This is a genomic window from Pseudomonas sp. Ps21-P2 (assembly GCF_039672565.1).
Taxonomy (GTDB): domain Bacteria; phylum Pseudomonadota; class Gammaproteobacteria; order Pseudomonadales; family Pseudomonadaceae; genus Aquipseudomonas.
In genome coordinates, this window is the sequence record NZ_JBDFPL010000007.1 from 130,309 (window position 1) to 149,989 (window position 19,681).

At 60.5% G+C, this 19,681-nt stretch carries 16 protein-coding genes; 7 read left to right on the forward strand and 9 right to left on the reverse strand.

Features of this window, described 5'->3' with window-relative positions; translation table 11 throughout:
* The first annotated feature begins 75 nt into the window (after positions 1–75).
* Positions 76–963 (forward strand): LysR substrate-binding domain-containing protein, encoded by an 888-nt coding sequence (locus tag ABEH28_RS18470; protein ID WP_346630771.1) that lies wholly within the window; start codon positions 76–78, stop codon positions 961–963.
* Between the two features lie 458 nt (positions 964–1,421).
* On the forward strand, positions 1,422–2,927 hold the full coding sequence (locus tag ABEH28_RS18475; RefSeq protein WP_346630772.1) for an MDR family MFS transporter: 1,506 nt from the start codon (positions 1,422–1,424) through the stop codon (positions 2,925–2,927).
* An 18-nt stretch (positions 2,928–2,945) separates the two neighbouring features.
* On the opposite strand, the gene ABEH28_RS18480 is transcribed toward ABEH28_RS18475, so the two are convergent.
* Together ABEH28_RS18480 and ABEH28_RS18485 are read right to left on the reverse strand one after the other, a co-directional pair.
* The gene (locus ABEH28_RS18480; protein WP_192171686.1) at positions 2,946–3,767 is read right to left on the reverse strand and encodes a cache domain-containing protein; all 822 of its coding nucleotides are present in this window, start codon (positions 3,765–3,767) and stop codon (positions 2,946–2,948) included.
* 228 nt (positions 3,768–3,995) lie between these two features.
* Positions 3,996–4,640, reverse strand: a complete 645-nt coding sequence (locus ABEH28_RS18485) for a TetR family transcriptional regulator (protein ID WP_192171687.1) — start codon at positions 4,638–4,640, stop codon at positions 3,996–3,998.
* A gap of 256 nt (positions 4,641–4,896) precedes the next feature.
* Between ABEH28_RS18485 and ABEH28_RS18490 the strand changes: the two genes are divergently transcribed.
* From ABEH28_RS18490 to ABEH28_RS18500, 3 genes are read left to right on the forward strand one after another with little or no spacing between them, the layout of a single operon-like run.
* Positions 4,897–6,057, forward strand: coding sequence for an efflux RND transporter periplasmic adaptor subunit (locus tag ABEH28_RS18490; protein ID WP_346627094.1), 1,161 nt, complete (start codon positions 4,897–4,899; stop codon positions 6,055–6,057).
* Positions 6,058–6,060: 3 nt separating this feature from the next.
* Complete coding sequence (locus ABEH28_RS18495; protein ID WP_192171689.1) at positions 6,061–9,195, forward strand: efflux RND transporter permease subunit; 3,135 nt, start codon at positions 6,061–6,063, stop codon at positions 9,193–9,195.
* Entirely contained in the window at positions 9,192–10,658 is a 1,467-nt protein-coding gene (locus ABEH28_RS18500) for an AdeC/AdeK/OprM family multidrug efflux complex outer membrane factor (protein ID WP_282366050.1), read from the forward strand. The genes ABEH28_RS18495 and ABEH28_RS18500 overlap by 4 nt, the downstream gene beginning before the upstream one ends.
* An 82-nt stretch (positions 10,659–10,740) precedes the next feature.
* Here ABEH28_RS18500 and pcaD read toward each other — a convergent pair whose 3' ends face one another.
* The 7 genes from pcaD to ABEH28_RS18535 all read right to left on the reverse strand — a co-directional run bounded on the left by pcaD (position 10,741) and on the right by ABEH28_RS18535 (position 17,526).
* Positions 10,741–11,529 carry a 3-oxoadipate enol-lactonase gene (gene pcaD / locus ABEH28_RS18505; protein WP_346630773.1) on the reverse strand — a complete coding sequence of 263 codons (789 nt, stop codon included), beginning with the start codon at positions 11,527–11,529 and terminating at the stop codon, positions 10,741–10,743.
* Between the two features lie 87 nt (positions 11,530–11,616).
* Complete coding sequence (locus ABEH28_RS18510; RefSeq protein ID WP_346630774.1) at positions 11,617–12,906, reverse strand: MFS family transporter; 1,290 nt, start codon at positions 12,904–12,906, stop codon at positions 11,617–11,619.
* A gap of 169 nt (positions 12,907–13,075) precedes the next feature.
* On the reverse strand, positions 13,076–14,278 hold the full coding sequence (pcaF, locus tag ABEH28_RS18515; RefSeq protein WP_346630775.1) for a 3-oxoadipyl-CoA thiolase: 1,203 nt from the start codon (positions 14,276–14,278) through the stop codon (positions 13,076–13,078).
* Positions 14,275–15,054, reverse strand: coding sequence for a CoA-transferase subunit beta (locus ABEH28_RS18520; protein ID WP_346630776.1), 780 nt, complete (start codon positions 15,052–15,054; stop codon positions 14,275–14,277). The genes pcaF and ABEH28_RS18520 overlap by 4 nt, the downstream gene beginning before the upstream one ends.
* A complete protein-coding gene (locus tag ABEH28_RS18525; RefSeq protein ID WP_346630777.1) occupies positions 15,051–15,911 on the reverse strand; it encodes a CoA transferase subunit A in 861 nt (286 codons plus the stop codon). Before ABEH28_RS18525 ends, ABEH28_RS18520 begins: the two co-directional genes overlap by 4 nt.
* A 158-nt stretch (positions 15,912–16,069) precedes the next feature.
* The gene (gene pcaR / locus ABEH28_RS18530; protein WP_192171696.1) at positions 16,070–16,912 is read right to left on the reverse strand and encodes a pca regulon transcriptional regulator PcaR; all 843 of its coding nucleotides are present in this window, start codon (positions 16,910–16,912) and stop codon (positions 16,070–16,072) included.
* A 416-nt stretch (positions 16,913–17,328) separates the two neighbouring features.
* Positions 17,329–17,526 (reverse strand): hypothetical protein, encoded by a 198-nt coding sequence (locus tag ABEH28_RS18535; protein WP_192171697.1) that lies wholly within the window; start codon positions 17,524–17,526, stop codon positions 17,329–17,331.
* A gap of 205 nt (positions 17,527–17,731) precedes the next feature.
* Here ABEH28_RS18535 and ABEH28_RS18540 point away from each other — a divergent pair, with 205 nt between their 5' ends.
* Together ABEH28_RS18540 and ABEH28_RS18545 are read left to right on the forward strand one after the other, a co-directional pair.
* Positions 17,732–17,929 (forward strand): hypothetical protein, encoded by a 198-nt coding sequence (locus tag ABEH28_RS18540; RefSeq protein WP_037014498.1) that lies wholly within the window; start codon positions 17,732–17,734, stop codon positions 17,927–17,929.
* A 244-nt stretch (positions 17,930–18,173) separates the two neighbouring features.
* Complete coding sequence (locus ABEH28_RS18545) at positions 18,174–19,646, forward strand: inorganic phosphate transporter (protein ID WP_192171698.1); 1,473 nt, start codon at positions 18,174–18,176, stop codon at positions 19,644–19,646.
* Positions 19,647–19,681 lie beyond the last annotated feature (35 nt).

Sequence of the window (19,681 nt, forward strand, 5' to 3'; positions counted from 1 at the left end):
GCTGCAGGGCCGTATCGACCACAACGCAAAAAATGTCATGCTTAGCCATGTCCTCAGCTCATGGCTCACCCGCCGATGAAACGCCTTCCTCCCCTACCCGCCCTGCACACGTTCCTGATCACGGCGAAGTGCTGCAATTTCACCCGGGCCGCGGAGGTGCTGCATATCACTCAGGGTGCGGTCAGCCGGCAGATCTCCGGGCTGGAAACGCACCTGGGCTACCGCCTGTTCTATCGCGAGGCCCGAGGCTTGAGCCTGACCGTTCAGGGCCGTGAATGGCTGCTGCGCATCGAACAGGTGTTCAGCCTGATCGAAGAAGCGGTGGATCAGGTCGATGCCAAACCAAAGGCGCTGCGGATCAAGGCGCCCACCTGCATCAGCCGCTGGTTGTTGCCGCGCCTGATGCAGTGGCAGAAAGAGCGGCCTGATGTGCCGGTGCAACTGACCACGACCAGCGCCCACACGGTGGATTTTCGGCGGGAAGATTTCGACGCCGCCGTCGTGTTCGGCGCTCATCCGGGTGATTCCACTCACGTGCGGCACCTGTTCGACGAACAACTGACACCCGTGTGCTCAGCGTCGCTGCTGGCGAGCAATCCCCTCTTCCGTCTCGCCGATCTGGAACAGCACATGCTCCTGCACCCCACCCTCGATGAGCGTGACTGGGCACTGTGGCTGAAGGCCGCCGGGGCCAAGCTGATCAATGTCGCGCAAGGCCAGCACTTCGACACGATGGACCTGGCGATGACCGTCGCATCACAAGGGTCGGGTGTAGCGATCGGCGATTGGTCGCTGATCGGTGAAGACCTGAACGTAGGGCGCCTGGTCATGCCGTTCGAGCTGAAAGTCCGGAGCGGCGCGGCGTATTACTTCGTGCACCCCAAGCGCGCCGAGGCGCCTTCCCCGCTTCAGGACCTGCTGGAATGGCTGTCGCTGCAGTCGGCTGAACGGCACACCGGTTGAGGGGCAATGCCGACTCTTCCCCAACGGCCCGGCTGATACAAACATTCAATCCCCATCGCCCGACCCACTCTCCAATAGCGACCTACACTCAGAGTGTCCGCTCTGAAACAGTTGTCCTACCGGATCGAGGCAAATGTCATGAGAACCACAATAAAAAGACAGTGCGTTTATGTTGTCGCCGTTGCCGCTGTATTGAGCCTGTACGGCGCAGGTGCCTACCGAATCGAACAAATGCGGCAGACGCCCCGCATGGCGGTGGTCTGCACAATGGGACATTGCATGCCCACTGATGCAACGTTCAGCGCCCTTCGTTGACGGCAAAGGCCGGTCCGCGTAATGCGGGTCAACGTACTGCGAAAATCCCCACAGCCTGCTATCGATTAGCAAGCTAACGGACTAGACTTGGCACAAATTCCTGCGGGTGTTCAGCAGGTTAATCTGTCAGTCGAGTCCCTTCTGTGACGAGTCTTAGTCAACCCCGTCCGGACATCCGCAGCATTCTGTTCGCGCTGATGATGGCCGTGTTTCTCAGTGCACTGGATCAGACCATCGTCGCGGTCTCGATGCCGGCCATCTCCGCCCAATTCCAGGATTTCGACCTGCTTGCCTGGGTGATCTCCGCCTACATGGTTGCGCTCACCGTGGCCGTGCCGATTTACGGCAAGCTGGGGGATTTGTATGGCCGGCGCCGCTTGATGCTGTTCGGGCTGGCGACTTTTACCCTCGCCTCGCTGTTCTGCGCCATGGCCCAGAGCATGGAACAAGTGGTGCTGGCGCGTGTGCTGCAGGGCATCGGCGCCGGGGGTATGGTCTCCGTGAGCCAGGCGATCATCGGCGACATCGTCCCGCCCCGGGAACGCGGTCGTTATCAGGGTTACTTCAGCGGGATGTACGCAGCGGCCAGCGTCGCGGGCCCGGTGCTCGGCGGCTTCATGACCGAGTACCTGTCGTGGCGCTGGGTGTTCATTATCAATCTGCCGCTGGGGCTGGCGGCCTGGTGGGTGGCGCGCAAGACGCTGGTCGGCCTGCCGATTCCCCAGCGCAAACCGGTGATTGACTACCTGGGCACGGTGCTGATGATCATCGGCCTCACAGCCTTGTTGCTGGGCATCACCGAAATCGGTCAGGGCCACAGTTGGCGTGACCAGTCAGTGGTCATGCAATTGTCGGTGGCGCTGCTCGCGCTGGTGATTTTTGTGCTGTATGAACGGCGCACCCGCGAACCTCTGCTGCCCATGCACCTGTTCGCAAATCGAAGCGCGGTGCTCTGCTGGTGCACGATTTTCTTCACCAGCTTTCAGGCCATCTCGCTGATCGTGCTGCTGCCGCTGCGCTTTCAGACCGTCACGGGCGCAGGGGCCGACAGCGCGGCGTTGCACCTGATGCCGCTGGCTATCGGCATGCCCCTGGGCGCTTACTTCGGCGGCCGACGCACCTCGCTGACGGGCCGCTACAAACCGATCATCCTCACCGGCGCGGCATTAATGCCGCTGGCAATCCTCGGCATTGCCTTCACGCCGCCGCAGTCGGCCATTCTGACGAGCATCTTCATGGTCCTCACCGGCATCGCCAGCGGCATGCAGTTTCCGACTTCGCTGGTGGGCACGCAGAACTCGGTGGACGTCAAAGACATGGGTGTGGCGACCAGCACGACCAACCTGTTTCGCTCCCTCGGCGGCGCAGTCGGCGTGGCAACGATGTCGGCGCTGCTGCTGGCGATGCTCGCCGGCTCCGGCATTGCCCAGGTCGGCGGCAGTTCAATTGCGGGTGAAGGCTCTGGCAATTTGCTGATGGACAGCCTGCACGCCGCCAGCGGCCCGGCCCTTGAACTGCTGCGCGGGCAGCTGTCGATGACCTTTCAGCACCTGTTGATGGGCAGCGCGGCGGTGTCGCTGCTGGGACTGTCCGCCGCGCTGGCGATGCCCAATAACCTGCTGCGCGGGCGGGACGACAAGGACCGGTAACCGAACCGGTCAGGGTGATCAGCCGCTGTAATAACCCACCGCAACCATGAACTCACCGACCTTGCGCGCGTAGGCGTGCTTGTGTTCGATCTTGCTGGTGACCGGATTGCGCCAGCGGTATTCGTACTCACCTTCGGGCTGCTGCTTGACCAGTTCGAGCATCGGAATGCCGACCGGCTTGCCTTCCGGATCCTTGACCTTGCTGAAGTCGGTATTCACCAGCCGCAAGTTGGTGCCGTGGGCCACATAGCGTTTGGTATCGATGTTCACCACGAAGACGTACAGATCGTCCTGCAGAAATCCGCCCTTGAGGTCGTTGATCGCGCGGAGTGTGCCGTCCTTGTCCTGTTCCAGCGCTTTGGACGCCTTGTCGAGCAACGCCCTCGCCTGCTCAGGCGAAGCGCGGGGCAAGTAATAACCGACCGCCAAAACCCGATCGCCGATGCGTTGGAAATACACACGCTTGCGCTCGACCTTACCGTCGCGCCAGTTTTGCCAGCGATATTCGGCCTGCTGAACGCCGGCGCTTTCCGGCGTCTGGAGCACCTGCTTGAAGTTTTTTTGCAGCTCCGGATCGAGCACCGACGATACGTCGCGGCCGATCAATGCCACCGAGGGTCCCCCGCTCGCCAGCATGATTCCTTTGGTGTCGGTGACAAAGACATAGCGCTCGCCATCGACGAACTCGCCCTGGCGGCTGAACTCGGCCAGCGCCTTATCCCCCTGGACGCGGTAACGGGCCACGGCTTTTTCCAGCAGCGCCTTGGCCGCTGCTGCTTCTTGCGCTTCATCCCCAGCGGCCCAGCCTTGCCCGATGCACAGGGCGGCGAGCGCACCCATCAGGAGTTTTCTGCCTACGTTTTTTGACACGACTGCCATCGCCCCGCCCCCACTCTTATTGGTTATGGGGCAAGCGTAGACGGGGGATTGCAATAGGGCAGCATTCGGCACTTCAATGGGTATCAGAGACTGAATGGTCGCCGAATCACCGGGCGCGCTGAGTAAAGCGAAGGTAAACCGCCTGTTCAGCGAAGGTCAGGCGCTGTATAGATAGAGGCCAAACGCCATTTAGTTCGACGAAATATCGCGTAACGCCGGGCTGAAGCGGAGCATGTCGAGGATGCCGTCGACCAGTCGCTCCGCATCGTCCTGCAGCGAAAAGCTCTCGGGCACCAGCAGCCACTGACCGATGATGCCGTGCACATAGGCATGCAGGCAGATCGCGGCGCGTTGGGGATTCAGGTCAGCGGGGAGCTGGCCTTGTCGAGAAGCATTACCGAGCGCCAGCGCAATTCGCTCGTTGGCGTCAAGCCAGACAAACTGACGCTGTTGCCGCATGTCACACATTTCGTCGGTAAATTCGAATTTATGAAACAGAATTTCATTGATGCGGCGGGTTTTAGGGTCGCTGGCAATTTGTTGAAACAAATGAGTGAGAAGTTTGCGCGTCCACCCCAGCGGATCAATTTCATCTTCGCTTTCGCTCGCCCTCGCCATTTCTTCGAGGGGCTCGTGCAGACTGTCGAGCATGGCCTGGACCAGATCGGCCTTATTGCTGAAATGCCAATAGATCGCGCCGCGGGTCACGCCAGCCAGGGCTGCAATGTCGGCGAGCGTCGTGCGGGAGACCCCTCGATCGTAGAAAGCCTGCTCGGCAGCTTCGAGGATCTGCTTGCGCGTTTCCTGAGCCTCTTCTTTCGTGCGTCGAACCATGGCAGTAAAAACCTCAATGAAAATGCCTCAGGCGCTCTGGTCGAGTGGCCTGCACAGCATGTCGGGCGGCCTTTGTAATGCCTTGTCCCGGACCTACAATCGATGCCCTCGGTGCGTTGGAGTGTCGCACTCGCGGGTGTTTACAAACAACCGTGAATGTAAGTATATTCATTAGCATCCTACTTATCTAGCTGGAATACTTTTCCTGCCCCCTTTCCACTTTCCATGAGTTCAGGCTCCTGACCCGAGGATCTTCATGCAATTCAAGCCAGCTGTTACCGTACTGGTCACTGCCGTCGCCCTGGCATCGCTGCTCTCCGGATGCAGCAAGAAGGAAGAAGCGGCCGCAGCACCACCGCCCCCTCAGGTCGGCGTCGTCACTCTGAAAACCCAGGCCTACACCCTGACGTCTGAACTTCCCGGCCGGACCACCGCGTTCCGTATCGCCGAAGTGCGTCCTCAGGTGAACGGCATCATCCTCAAACGCCTGTTCACCGAAGGTGCAGACGTCAAAGCCGGTCAGCAGCTCTACCAGATCGACCCGGCGATTTACCAGGCCACCCTGGACAGCGCCAAAGCCACCTACGAATCCTCAAACTCCCTCGCTGGCCGCTATAAGCAGCTGATCAACGAGCAAGCCGTCAGCCGTCAGGAATACGACACGGCGGTGGGTTCGGCTCGCGAAGCGAAGGCGGCGGTGCAGACCGCAGAGATCAACCTGCGCTACACCAAGGTCTACGCGCCGATCTCCGGCCGTATTGGCCGCTCGCTGGTGACAGAAGGCGCGCTGGTCAGCAATGGTCAGGCCGATGCGATGGCCACCATTCAGCAGCTCGACCCGATCTACGTCGACGTGATCCAGTCTTCGGCCGAAATGCTCAAACTGCGTCGCGATCTGGAAAGCGGCAGGCTGCAGAAAGCCGGCGACAACGCCGCCAAGGTCAAGCTGGTACTCGAAGACGGCAGTCTCTACCCGATCGAAGGCAAGCTTGAGTTCTCCGAAGTGTCGGTCGACCAGACCACCGGTTCCGTGACCCTGCGCGCCGTGTTCCAGAACCCGGACCACACGCTGCTGCCAGGCATGTTCGTGCACGCACGACTGCAATCGGGCGTGGCCGAGAACGCGATTCTGGTTCCACAGCAAGGCATCACCCGTGACCTGAAAGGCACACCGACCGCACTGGTGGTGAACGCCGATAACAAGGTCGAGTCCCGCACGCTGGTTGCCAACCGCACCATCGGCAGCGACTGGCTGGTTGAGAAGGGCCTGAACGCAGGTGATCGCGTGATTACTGAAGGGCTGCAATACGTCAAGCCAGGTGCTGAAGTGAAAGTGGCCGAAGCCACCAACGTCAATGCAGCTAACCCGGCCCCTGCCCCGGCAACTGATAAAGCCGCAGGCAGCAAAGGGGAGTAATTCATGTCGAAATTTTTTATCGACCGGCCGATTTTCGCGTGGGTAATTGCCCTCGTGATCATGCTGGTGGGGACGCTTTCGATCCTCAAGCTACCGATCAACCAATACCCGGCCATTGCGCCGCCGGCCATCGCGATCGCCGTGACCTACCCGGGCGCCAACGCGCAAACCGTGCAGGACACCGTGGTTCAGGTGATCGAGCAGCAGCTCAACGGCATCGACAACCTGCGGTATGTGTCGTCGGAAAGTAACTCCGACGGCAGCATGACCATCACCGCGACGTTCAACCAGGGTACCAACCCGGACATCGCTCAGGTTCAGGTACAGAACAAGCTCAACCTGGCCACCCCGCTGCTGCCGCAAGAAGTGCAGCAACAGGGTATCCGCGTGACCAAGGCGGTGAAGAACTTCCTGATGGTCGTCGGTCTGGTGTCCGAAGACGGCAGCATGGGCAAGGAAGACTTGTCCAACTACATCGTCTCGAACATGCAGGACCCGATCTCTCGTACCTCCGGTGTGGGTGACTTCCAGGTCTTCGGTGCCCAGTACGCCATGCGTATCTGGCTCGATCCGGCCAAGCTGAACAACTTTCAGCTGACCCCGGTCGATGTGAAAACCGCCATCACTGCCCAGAACGTTCAGGTGTCTTCCGGCCAGATCGGCGGTCTGCCTGCGCTCAAGGGTCAGCAGCTGAATGCCACGATCATCGGTAAAACCCGTCTGCAGACCGCCGAGCAGTTCGGCAACATTCTGCTGAAGGTCAATCAGGATGGTTCGCAGGTTCGCCTCAAAGACGTCGGCAAAGTTGGTCTGGGTGGCGAGAACTACAGCATTGACGCGCAGTTCAACGGCAAGCCGGCTTCCGGTCTGGCGATCAAGCTGGCGACCGGCGCCAACGCGCTGGACACCGCCAAGGCGATTCGCGCCACGATCTCCCAGCTGGAGCCGTTCTTTCCGCCTGGCATGAAAGTGGTTTACCCGTACGACACCACGCCAGTGGTTCAGGAATCCATCACCGGTGTGGTTCACACCCTGGGTGAAGCGATCATCCTGGTGTTCCTGGTGATGTACCTGTTCCTGCAGAACTTCCGCGCCACCATCATCACCACGATGACCGTGCCGGTGGTATTGCTCGGTACGTTCGGGATCCTCGCCGCCGCCGGTTTCACCATCAACACGCTGACCATGTTCGGGGTGATCCTTGCCATCGGCCTGCTGGTGGACGATGCCATCGTCGTGGTGGAAAACGTCGAGCGGGTGATGGCGGAGGACAAACTTTCGCCGCGGGACGCCACGATCAAATCCATGGAGCAGATCCAGGGCGCACTGGTCGGTATCGCACTCGTATTGTGTGCGGTTCTGTTGCCAATGGCGTTCTTCGGCGGCTCCACGGGTGTGATCTACCGGCAGTTCTCGATCACCATCGTGTCGGCGATGGCGCTTTCGGTCCTGGTCGCGCTGATCTTCACCCCGGCGCTGTGCTCCACCCTGCTCAAGCCAATCGATCACGAGAAGCACGGACAACCGAAACGTGGATTTTTTGGCTGGTTCAACCGCACCTTCGACCGCAGCGTAGTGAGCTATGAGCGCGGCGTCGGCAACATGCTCAAGCACAAGATTCCGGCCTTCATCGTTTACGCGCTGATCGTCTGCGGCACCATCTGGATGTTCACCCGCATTCCGAGCGCGTTCCTGCCGGAAGAAGACCAGGGCGTCATCTTTGCCCAGGTGCAGACACCACCGGGCTCCTCGGCGGAACGTACGCAGACCGTCATCGACAACATGCGTAAGTACCTGCTGGAAGAGGAATCTGGCGCGGTCAACTCGGTGTTCACCGTTAACGGCTTCAACTTTGCCGGTCGCGGTCAGAGCTCCGGTCTGGCGTTCATCATGCTGAAACCGTGGGGCGATCGTGATGCCTCCAACAGCGTCTTCGAACTGGCCAAACGGGCGCAGCAGCACTTCTTTGGCTTCCGCGACGCAATGACCTTTGCGGTCGTACCGCCTGCGGTACTGGAACTGGGTAACGCCACCGGTTTCGACGTGTACTTGCAGGATCAGGGCGGCGTGGGTCACGCCAAGCTGATGGAAGCGCGTAACCAGCTGTTGGGCATGGCGGCACAGAGCAAGATTCTGGCGGGCGTGCGTCCGAACGGTCTTAACGATGAGCCGCAATACCAACTGGTTATCGATGACGAGCGTGCGCAGGCCCTCGGCCTGAGCCTGTCGGACATCAACACCACGCTGTCCATCGCGATGGGTGGCAACTACGTCAACGACTTCATCGACCGCGGTCGGGTCAAGAAGGTGTACGTGCAGGGCGATGCCAGTGCGCGGATGAAGCCAGAAGACTTGAAGAAGTGGTACGTGCGCAACACCGCTGGCGAGATGGTGCCGTTTGCCTCGTTCGCCACCGGCGAGTGGGTGTTCGGTTCGCCGAAGCTGTCCCGTTACAACGGTGTACCGGCCGAGGAAGTGCTGGGTACTCCGGCGCCGGGTTACAGCACCGGTGAGGCGATGGCCGAGGTCGAGCAACTGGCGAAGAAGTTGCCGGCGGGTGTTGGTCTGTCGTGGACGGGTCTGTCCTATGAAGAGCGTCTGTCCGGTTCTCAGGCGCCCGCGCTGTACGCGCTGTCCATTCTGATCGTGTTCCTGTGTCTGGCGGCGCTGTATGAAAGCTGGTCGATTCCGATCGCGGTGTTGCTGGTCATCCCGCTTGGGGTTATCGGTGCGCTGATCGCGACGAGCCTGCGCGGCCTTTCCAACGACGTGTTCTTCCAGGTAGGTCTCTTGGTAACGGTGGGTCTGGCGGCGAAAAACGCCATTCTGATCGTAGAGTTCGCCAAGGAGCTGCATGAGCAGGGCAAGGGCATCGTCGATGCAACCATCGAAGCCTGCCGGATGCGTCTGCGGCCCATCGTAATGACGTCCATGGCGTTCATCCTCGGTGTGGTCCCGCTGGCGATTTCCTCGGGCGCCGGTGCCGGTAGCCAGCATTCGATCGGTACAGGCGTAATCGGCGGTATGATCACCGCGGTTATTCTGGCGATCTTCTGGGTACCGTTGTTCTTCGTTTCGATATCCTCGATGTTCAAAGGCAAACAGAAACACACTCCACACGATGAGGCTGGCCAATGAGCAAGTCCCTGATCTCGCTGGCGGTCACCGCGTTCATTCTCGGCGGCTGCTCGTTGATCCCCGAATACAAGCAGCCCGCCGCACCGGTGCCGGCTCAGTTCCCGCAAGGTCCGGCCTATTCGCCGGCCCAGGCGGCGAATCAGGCGGCGGCCGAGCAAGGCTGGCGTCAGTTTTTCCATGACCCGGCGCTGCAGCAACTGATTCAGACGTCGCTGCAGAACAACCGTGACCTGCGCGTCGCCGCGCTGAACATCGACGCCTACCGCGCGCAGTACCGCATTCAACGTGCGGACCTGTTCCCGGCCGTGGCAGCTTCGGGCACCGGCACGCGTCAGCGCGTGCCGGGCGACCTGTCGCAAACGGGCGAGTCCGGTATCACCAGTCAGTATTCGGTGGGTCTGGGCATCAGTTCCTATGAACTGGATCTGTTCGGCCGGGTGCGCAGCCTCAGTGAGCAGGCGCTGCAGACTTACTTCGCCGGTGAAGAAGGCCGTCGCAGCACGCAGATCAGTCTGGTCGCCAACGTCGCCAACGCCTATCTGACTTGGGAAGCGGACAAAGAGCTGTTGAAGCTGACCCAGGACACGTTGGGCGCCTTCGAAGAAAGCTTGCGTCTGACCTCTCGCAGCAGCGAAGTGGGTGTGGCCTCGGCGCTGGATCTGGCGCAGTCGCGCACCTCCGTCGAGAGCGCCCGCGTCAAGCTGGCCCAGTATCAGCGGCTGGTAGCCCAAGACGAGAACAATCTGGTGCTGCTGTTGGGCACCAGTCTGCCGGCCAACCTGCCCGCCTCGAAACCGTTGAGCGCTGACATGCTCAATGAAATGCCAGCGGGTCTGCCGTCGGAATTGCTGCAGCGTCGTCCGGACATTCTCCAGGCCGAATACAGCCTGAAAGCCGCCAACGCCAACATCGGCGCGGCACGTGCCGCGTTCTTCCCGAGCATCAGCCTCACGGCCAGTGCCGGTACGGCAAGCGGCGATCTGAGCGGTCTGTTCAAAGGCGGTTCGGGGACGTGGCTGTTCGAGCCGACGATCAATCTGCCGATCTTCAACGCGGGCAGTCTGCGCGCAAGCCTCGACTACTCGAAGATCCAGAAAGACATTGGCGTCGCCAACTACGAGAAGGCGATTCAGACGGCGTTTCAGGAAGTCTCCGACGGTCTGGCCGCACGCAAGACCTACACCGATCAGCTCAAGGCGCAGACCGACTTCGTCAACGCCAACCAGGACTACTATCGTCTGGCCGAGCGACGCTATCGCATCGGGATCGACAGCAACCTGACCTTCCTCGACGCCCAGCGCCAGTTGTTCACCGCGCAACAGTCGTTGATCACCGACCGCCTGTCGCAGCTCAACAGCGAGGTCAATCTGTACCGCGCGCTGGGTGGCGGCTGGTACGAACAGACCCCGACCGGCGAGCGTCAGCCCACCGCGGGCGATGTGCCATCTACCCGCTTGTTCTGATACAACGTGCATGAAAAAACCCACCGATTGGTGGGTTTTTTTTGACCGTTTTCCAGGCTGTTTCAAGCAAATACCACAGCGGTCACGCCAGCAAAAACTCCGTCACGCGCAGAGCAAAGACTTCACCCAGCTCGACGCTGGACAAATGCGCGGCGTAATAGTCGGAGAGTTCGCTGCCGTGGATGTGGTTCTGCAGATAATGCCCGTCCGCCATGGTGGTGACGGCGTCATGGCTGCCGCAGATGATCAGCGTGGGCACGGTGATCGAACTGACTTGCTTGCGCAGATCGGCATCCCGGACAGCCGCGCAGCAGGCGGCGTAACCCAGCGGAGACGTCGCCGCCAGCACGTCGGTGACGGGCGTGACCTTGTCGGCGTGCTGGCTGGCAAAGTCAGGGGTGAACCAACGCCCAACCGCGCCGGCGCCCATTTCCTTCATGGCCCGCTCACCGCCCTTCTCCACCTGGGCGATGCGCGGCGCCCACGTTTCCGTGTCGCCGATCTTCGCGGCGGTGTTGCACAGCACCAGCTTGTGCAGCCGATCGTTGGCATGAATGCCCAGCCACTGACCGATCAGGCCACCCATGGACAATCCGCAGAAATGCGCGCGGTCGACTTTCAACGCATCAAGCAGCGCCAGCACGTCTCGTCCCAGCTGCGAGAGCGTGTAAGGCCCTTGTGTGACGAGGGACTGACCGTGGCCGCGGGTGTCGTAACGCACGACGCGGAATGACTTGCTCAGCGCTGGAATCTGCGCGTCCCACATGTGCAGGTCGGTGCCCAACGAGTTGGACAGCACCAGCACCGGCGCATCCACCGGGCCATCAATTTGATAATGCAGTTCACCGTCTTCGAGTTGTACGAACGCCATGGCAGTCGCTCCGTGAAACACGTGGAATGAGTGTGATGAAGATGGACAGCACGCGCCCTGCAAGGACGCGCGCTCCAAGATCCGGGATCAGTGGTCTTCGTGCAGGTAAGCCGGCTTCTTCGGCAAGCGCAGGCTGAACAGGAAAGCAATCGCCATCATCGCGGTCACGTACCAGTAGAAGGTGTTTTCCATGCCCATGTTCTTCAGGCCCAAAGCCACGTATTCAGCGGAGCCACCGAAAATAGCATTGGCCACGGCATAGGCCAGACCGACGCCCAGCGCACGAACCTGCACCGGAAACATCTCGGCTTTCACCAGACCGCTGATCGAGGTGTAGAAACTGACGATGGCCAATGCCAGGGTGATCAGCACGAACGCGATGACCGGGCTGGTAGTGGTTTTCAACGTCAGCAGCAGCGGCACCGTGCACAGGGTGCCCAGCCCGCCGAACCACAGCATCGAGGCGCGGCGACCGATCTTGTCAGCGAGCATCCCGAACACCGGCTGCATGCACATGTACAGGAACAGCGCGCCGGTCATGATGTAGCTCGCGACCTTGGCATCCATGTGCACGGTGTTGACCAGGTATTTCTGCATGTACGTGGTGAAGGTGTAGAAAATCAGCGAGCCGCCGGCGGTGTAGCCCAGCACGGTGATGAACGCCGCTTTGTGATCGCGGAACACCGCAGACATGCTGCCCGCGTCCTTGTTCTGACGCACTTCGGCGGTGGTGGTCTCTTTCAGCGACCGGCGCAGCACCAGCGAGATCACCGCCGCGACCGCACCGACCACGAACGGGATGCGCCAGCCGTAGGCTTTGAGCTCATCGGCACTGAGAAACTGCTGCAGGATGACCACGGTCAGCACGGCCAACAGCTGGCCGCCAATCAGCGTCACGTACTGAAATGAAGCGAAAAACCCGCGCTGCCCCCGCAACGCGACTTCGCTCATGTACGTGGCGGTGGTGCCGTACTCACCACCCACCGACAGGCCCTGGAACAGGCGCGCCATCAACAACAGAAACGGCGCCCAGGCACCGATCGACGCGTAGGTTGGCAGACAGGCAATGACCAGCGAGCCGGCGCACATCATCAGCACGGAAATCATCATCGAGTTTTTGCGGCCGTGCTTGTCGGCCACGCGACCGAACAGCCAGCCGCCGATGGGACGCATCAGAAAGCCTGCGGCGAAGACGCCGGCGGTGTTGAGCAACTGAACGGTCGGGTCATCGGAAGGAAAGAATGCAGGCGCGAAATAGATGGCGCAGAAGGCGTAGACGTAGAAGTCGAACCATTCGACGAGGTTGCCCGATGAGGCCCCCACAATTGCGAAGATCCGCTTGCGCCGCTCTTCTCCGGTGTAGTGAGTCGTTGTCATTATTATCTCCCCAGGTGTTAGTAAGGTCAGCCAGTCTAAGACATAACCTGCAACATTTAGACTTAAGCAGTAACGTTTCGACATCACAAGGACAACCACCCAAGTCAGCAAGTTGCCCCTTTCGCGGAGGCAAGCGATGACTCGGGTGGCTGAGTTGCAAAAATGTCGTCTAGCGCTCTATTGCGAGGGCCAGCCCCTGCCCCACGCCGACGCACATCGTGGCGAGCGCTTTGCTGCCGCCGGTTTTTTCCAGTTGGTGCAAAGCGGTCAGAACCAGACGCGCACCGCTCATGCCCAGCGGATGCCCCAGCGAAATCGAGCCGCCGTTTGGGTTCACCTTGGGTGAATCGTCAGCAATGCCCAATTCACGCAAGACCGCCAGGCCCTGACTGGCGAATGCCTCGTTGAGCTCGATGACGTCGAAATCACTGACCGACAAACCCAGCCGTGCCACCAGCTTGCGTACCGCCGGGACCGGGCCAATGCCCATGACGCGAGGCTCAACGCCGGCGCTGGCCATCCCCAGTACGCGAGCGCGCGGCGTGAGGCCGTGTTTCTTGACGGCGTCGGCGGACGCCAGAATCATCGCCGCCGCGCCGTCGTTCAGGCCTGCCGCGTTGCCCGCTGTGACGGTTTTGCCAGCCCCGTTGACCGGCTTGAGCTTGGCGAGCGCTTCAAGGCTGGTGTCGGCACGGGGGTGCTCGTCGGTGTCGACGACGGTCTCACCCTTTTTGTGGGCGACGCGCACGGGCACGATTTCCTCGGCGAAGAAGCCCGAAGCCTTAGCCGCCGCCGTACGCTGCTGGCTGCGCAGAGCAAAGGCGTCCTGATCCTGCCGGGAGATGCCGAAATCCTCAGCGACGTTGTCGCCGGTCTGCGGCATGGTCTCAACGCCGTACTGGTCCTTCATCTGCGGATTGACGAAACGCCAGCCCAAGGTGGTGTCTTCCAGCTTTTGGCCGCGTCCGAATGCCGTGTCGGCCTTGCCCATCACGAATGGGGCGCGGGACATGGACTCGACGCCGCCAGCAATGGCCAGCTCCATCTCACCGCAGGCAATGGCGCGGAACGCAGAACCCACCGCGTCCAGGCCGGAAGCACACAAGCGATTGAGGGTCACGCCCGGCACGCTGGCCGGCAGACCCGCCAACAGCGCAGCCATGCGCGCGACGTTGCGGTTGTCCTCCCCGGCCTGATTGGCGCAGCCGAGAAACACTTCGTCCAGCTCATCCCAATTGACAGACGGGTTGCGCGCCATCAGGGCCTTGATCGGCAGCGCTGCCAGATCATCCGCCCGAACGGTCGCCAGACCGCCGCCAAAACGGCCAATGGGGGTGCGAATCGCGTCGCAGATAAAGACGTCACGCATCATGCTTCTCCCGGCGCCTGACCATGGGCGGCAGCGGTTCGCGCTTCCAGATCGCGCAGCGCGGTCAGTTCGTACTCGCTGGGTGCATCGGAAGTCTTCACGGTGTCGGCAAAACGCACGTCCCAACCGGTGGCGGCGATGACCTGCTCGCGGGTCACGCCGGGGTGCAGCGTGGTCACGACGAATTCGTGGGTGCCCGCTTCCGGTTCCATGATGCACAGGTCAGTGATGATGCCGACCGGCCCGGCGCCCGGCAGGCCGAGGCGCTTGCGGGAGTCGCCGCCTTCGCCGTGGCCAACCGAGGTCAGGAAGTCCAGCTTGTTGACGAAGGTCCGTGGCGATTGCTTGAGGATGATCAGCACTTCTTTGGCCGACCCGGCAATTTCCGGCGCGCCTCCGGCACCCGGCAGGCGTACTTTCGGCTGGTGATAATCGCCGACCACCGTGGTGTTGATGTTGCCGAACCGGTCGACCTGAGCCGCGCCGAGAAACCCGACATCGACACGGCCGCCCTGCAGCCAGTAACGGAAGATCTCACTGGTGGAGACCACGGTGTCAGCGGTTTCCGCCAGTTCGCCGTCACCGATGGACAGTGGCAGCACGTCAGGCTTGGCGCCGATAGGCCCTGATTCGTAAATCAGCACCACGTCGGGCGAGGAAGTGAGGCGCGCCAGATTGGCCGCTTTCGAGGGCAGGCCGATGCCGACAAAGCACACGGCGCCGTTTTTCAACCGGCGCGCGGCGGCGACGGTCATCATTTCGCTGGTGGAATAAGTCATTGGTGAGCCTCCGCCGCGTGGGCCAGCTTGTTCTTGAACTCACTGAAGTCACGGGTGCCATGGATGCATTCGTCGATCCAGGCGGTAAACGCCTCACGGTCGCGGGCGATGGCGTCCCACGCCTGATAGAAACGGTTGTCGCGCTCGTAGTAGCCGTGGGCGTAGGAAGGATGAGCGCCGCCCGGCACGACGCAAACAGCACTCAGCGCCCAGGTTGGCAGCACGCAGGCGTTCATCGGCGCCTTGAGGTCATCGACAATTTCCTCGACCGTGACAATGCAGCGCTTGGCCGCCAACGCCGCTTCTTTCTGAACCCCGAGAATGCCCCACAGCAGCACGTTGCCTTTACGGTCAGCTTTCTGCGCGTGGATCACCGTCACATCGGGGCGTACCGCCGGCACCGCCGCCAGCACTTCTCCGGTGAACGGGCAAGTGACCGACTTGATCAGCGGGTTGACCTTGGGCAGGTCCGAACCGGCATACGCCCGCAGCACCGCGAACGGCAGCCCGGATGCGCCCGCCACATAGGCATTGGCGAGGTCGGCGTGGCTGTGTTCTTCAATCTCCATGGGCTGCGGCCATTGCCGTTCGACGGCATCGCGAAGCCTGTGCAGAGAGCCGACGCCGGGATTACCGCCCCACGAGAAAATCAGCCGTTTTGCACAGCCTGCGCCGATCAATTGGTCATAGATCAAGTCAGGGGTCATGCGCACAAGGGTCAGATCCTTCTTCTTCTGACGAATGAGCTCATGTCCCGCCGCGGTAGGAATGAGGTGAGTAAAGCCTTCCAGTGCAACGATGTCGCCATCGTTGACGAACTGCTTCACGGCCTCGTGAAGGGAAAGAATTGCAGCCATGGGGTGCTCCAGGTTCACACTCGTTTGCCCCGCCATTTAAGGCGTGGCGTTGAGAATGAGGTTATGCCTGGGGACGGGGCTGAACAATCCGATAACCGACTAAGTGTTCGATCACCGAACGGAGAGTGACGGGCAGCTCATGGGTTCAACAGGCTGGGTCAGGTAAACAGCTGCGTGCTCAGGTCACGGCTGGCATTCAGCATGATCGGCAGAAACTTCTGCTCCAGGTCATTGCGCGCCACTCGGCCCGCACTGGTGCTGACATTCAGCGCCGCGAGTACCTGGCCCGATGCGTCGTAGACCGGCACGGCGATGGAACGCAAACCCTGCTCCAGTTCCTGATCGACAATGCACCAGCCCTGTTGCCGCACTTGCTGCAAGCATTCGAGCAAGGCTTCCGGGGTGCGTAAGGTGCGGCTGGTTTTGGGTTGCAGATCGACGTGGTCGAGGTATTCCCGCAACGACACATCGTCCAGCGCCGCCAGCAGAATCCGGCCCATGGACGTGCAGTACGCCGGCAAACGTCCGCCCACCGCCAGATCCACAGAGATCAATCGCTGAGTCGTCGCGGAGCGGGCTATATAAAGAATGTCATCGCCTTCCAGCGTGGCCATGTTGCAGGCCTCGTGCAGTTGGTCACTCATGCGGTCCAGATAGGGCTGTGACGAAACCGCCAGGGGTGTCGAGGACAAATAGGCATGGCCAAGCGTCAGCACTTTAGGCAGCAGCGAGTAAGTGCGCCCGTCAGTGGTGGCGTAGCCCAACTTGATCAATGTATGCAGGCAACGACGAACCGCCGCCCTGGGGATTTCGGTGCGATGGCTGATCTGCGCGATGGTCAGGTGCCGCTTGCGTTCCTGGAACGCGTGAATGACGGCCAACCCTCGCGCCAGAGAGGTCATGAAGTCAGGATCGCCCGTGAGCGCCTGAATCCTTTTAGCAGGAGACGCAACAATCGGCGGCGCAAGTGACGTGAAAGAATTACGCAATTGATCGTTCATGCTGGCACCGTTCGTCGTGGCCGCGAAAGCCTTGTAGAACGCCACTCTCGCCGTTTTTGAAGCCCACGGCAAGCCAGCTTTGGGCGATTATCGAACGAGTGGGCGATAATCGCAATTGACCGGCTGCCCAGTTGCTTATACCTTTCACATGCCATATGAGGCTTCTTTGGATTACTGGTCAGGTACCCACTGAGAAGTCCCAGGCACGGTCTTGCTAACCCAAGGCCGTTTTTGCCTCTCCCCTCACCATTTATGTGTAACCGTTTAAATACACATCATTGTCCCCACGGTCATAAGCCGAGAATTTTACGTCGCCAGAAAACTGCCTGCGGCGTTAAACATTTGACTCGCCAAGTTGCGTCATAAATCAGACTGTCCAACTTAGGAACCTTCGTACATAAAAAAGGTATAAATCCTCAGTTGTCCGGCTGCGACAGTCTCGACAGTTGACTCGCCTGCGCATCTTCGCGATAGTGGCCGTCATTGAAGCCCAATAACGCTATCGCGTGTTTAAATCCTCGCCCCATCTGGCATGGATCCAAACACACGCAGACATTGTTCGACTCGATCGCAATGTTCAGCGACGGCAGGCCAATACCTTGGTCATCAGCCATCCTGCAGGCAATCAATAAAGAATGTTGCTACGACAGTTTTGTCATTCCGGTGCACGTAGCCGCCCTTGGTTGAAGTGTGAATCGTCTTGGCGCAGCGTCCCTGCCCGATGGTTATTCCTGATGCGATACATTGCGATCGTCAGGTCCGACACTTTCAGACTCGGCGTCATCACCGGGATTAAACTCGACCCGATCAGGTATTAACGTGACCAAAGATGAACTGCGCGCAGAATTAGAGCGCCAGGAACAACGTTACAAGGAAGTTTACGGCGGCGAAGTGACAACATACGCCGCCCAGCCCGAACCAGAGCGCAAGCCGTGGCGCAAACGGGCCAGCCTGCTTGACCAGGCGTTCAAGCAAGAGCTGCAAAAGATGGAAGAAGAACTCAAGGAAGAGCCATGAGCCGCCGCTTGCCTGTCGCTGACTTAAACAGCTGACGGCAAGCGTATTCATCGCGTTGAAGGCCAGGTTTTACAGACTCGTCCAGGGTTCAGGGGTGCTTCGCACTTTCTTTCCCGGCAGGAAGTCGACGGGCAGGCGGGACAGAAATTTCGTTGCAGGCTGCTACCAATGAGCGGCGCGCCTATCGCGCAGTTTTTTTTCTGTCATAATCCCGCCCCCTTAAGACCGGGTCAGAAAACCTTCCATGATCGATCTATTCAGCGGACTGGATGCTTGGGTAATTGTGAGCTTGTTGCTCGCCCTTGCGTTTGTCCTCACCTTCGAGTTCATCAACGGCTTTCATGACACCGCCAACGCGGTGGCGACAGTCATTTACACCAAGGCCATGCCGCCCCATCTGGCAGTATTTTTCTCGGGCGTGTTCAATTTCCTCGGGGTGCTCCTGGGTGGGGTCGGCGTGGCGTATGCCATCGTCCATCTGCTGCCGGTCGAGTTGTTGATCAACGTCAACACCGGTCATGGTCTGGCGATGGTGTTCTCGCTGCTGGCTGCGGCCATCACCTGGAACCTCGGCACCTGGTATTTCGGCATCCCGGCGTCCAGCTCCCATACATTGATCGGTTCGATTCTGGGTGTAGGCCTGGCCAACGCGCTGATCAATAACATCCCGCTGGGCGAAGGCGTGAACTGGCAGAAAGCGATCGATATCGGCGCCTCGCTGGTGTTCTCGCCACTGGCCGGTTTCATCGTGGCGGGTCTGGTCCTGTTGGCGCTGAAAGCCTGGCGCCCCCTCTCCAAGATGCACAAGACTCCGGAACAACGCCGCAAGCTCGATGACAAAAAACACCCTCCTTTCTGGAATCGCCTGGTTCTGGTGATTTCGGCGATGGCAGTGAGTTTTGTGCACGGCTCCAACGATGGTCAGAAAGGCATCGGCCTGATCATGCTGGTGCTCATCGGTATCGTCCCGGCGCAGTTCGTGCTGGACCTGAGCACCACGACTTACCAGATCGAACGCACCCGCGACGCGACCCAGCACCTGAGCCAGTTTTACCAGCGCAACAACGCGACACTGGGCGAGTACCTGGCGCTGGGCAAATCGGCGGCGGGCGACTTGCCCGAGCGTTTCAGCTGCAACCCTGAGCAAACCGAGCCGACCATTGATGCTCTGTTGAACAACCTCAAGGGCGTCAACGACTACCACACCCTCGCACCGGAGCGTCGCATCGAAGTGCGTCGCTACCTGCTGTGCCTGGACGACACGGCACGCAAAGTCGGCAAGCTGCCTGCGCTGGATGCCCGTGAAAAGTCGGATCTGGAGAAGCTGCGCAAGGACCTGACCGCGACCACTGAGTACGCGCCGTTCTGGGTCATCTTCGCCGTTGCACTGGCGCTGGGTATTGGCACCATGGTCGGCTGGAAACGCGTCGTGCTGACCATCGGTGAGAAGATCGGGAAGCAAGGCATGACCTACGCTCAGGGCATGTCCGCGCAGATCACCACCGCAAGCGCCATTGCGCTGGCCAACGTGTTCAGCCTGCCTGTTTCAACGACTCACATCCTGTCGTCCGGCGTGGCCGGGACCATGGTGGCGAACAAGAGCGGCCTGCAGGGCGGCACGGTTCGCAACATTCTCCTGGCATGGGTGTTGACCCTGCCCGCCACGGTCGCGCTGTCGGCAGGGTTGTTCTGGTTGGCGTCCAAAGCGCTGGCCTGACCTGACTGCACCGCCTGACCTGAAAAGCCCATTCA

What these genes read in the sequence shown, in the direction of transcription:
- pcaD (WP_346630773.1), bottom strand. Translation starts at nt 11,529, where the DNA reads ATGGCGTTCGTACAACTCGAAGACGGTGAACTGCATTATCAAATTGAT.
- ABEH28_RS18500 (WP_282366050.1), top strand. Translation starts at nt 9,192, where the DNA reads ATGAGCAAGTCCCTGATCTCGCTGGCGGTCACCGCGTTCATTCTCGGC.
- ABEH28_RS18490 (WP_346627094.1), top strand. Translation starts at nt 4,897, where the DNA reads ATGCAATTCAAGCCAGCTGTTACCGTACTGGTCACTGCCGTCGCCCTG.
- ABEH28_RS18535 (WP_192171697.1), bottom strand. Translation starts at nt 17,526, where the DNA reads ATGGCTGATGACCAAGGTATTGGCCTGCCGTCGCTGAACATTGCGATC.
- ABEH28_RS18485 (WP_192171687.1), bottom strand. Translation starts at nt 4,640, where the DNA reads ATGGTTCGACGCACGAAAGAAGAGGCTCAGGAAACGCGCAAGCAGATC.
- pcaF (WP_346630775.1), bottom strand. Translation starts at nt 14,278, where the DNA reads ATGATGCGTGACGTCTTTATCTGCGACGCGATTCGCACCCCCATTGGC.
- ABEH28_RS18525 (WP_346630777.1), bottom strand. Translation starts at nt 15,911, where the DNA reads ATGGCTGCAATTCTTTCCCTTCACGAGGCCGTGAAGCAGTTCGTCAAC.
- pcaR (WP_192171696.1), bottom strand. Translation starts at nt 16,912, where the DNA reads ATGAACGATCAATTGCGTAATTCTTTCACGTCACTTGCGCCGCCGATT.
- ABEH28_RS18510 (WP_346630774.1), bottom strand. Translation starts at nt 12,906, where the DNA reads ATGACAACGACTCACTACACCGGAGAAGAGCGGCGCAAGCGGATCTTC.
- ABEH28_RS18545 (WP_192171698.1), top strand. Translation starts at nt 18,174, where the DNA reads ATGATCGATCTATTCAGCGGACTGGATGCTTGGGTAATTGTGAGCTTG.
- ABEH28_RS18520 (WP_346630776.1), bottom strand. Translation starts at nt 15,054, where the DNA reads ATGACTTATTCCACCAGCGAAATGATGACCGTCGCCGCCGCGCGCCGG.
- ABEH28_RS18470 (WP_346630771.1), top strand. Translation starts at nt 76, where the DNA reads ATGAAACGCCTTCCTCCCCTACCCGCCCTGCACACGTTCCTGATCACG.
- ABEH28_RS18495 (WP_192171689.1), top strand. Translation starts at nt 6,061, where the DNA reads ATGTCGAAATTTTTTATCGACCGGCCGATTTTCGCGTGGGTAATTGCC.
- ABEH28_RS18480 (WP_192171686.1), bottom strand. Translation starts at nt 3,767, where the DNA reads ATGGGTGCGCTCGCCGCCCTGTGCATCGGGCAAGGCTGGGCCGCTGGG.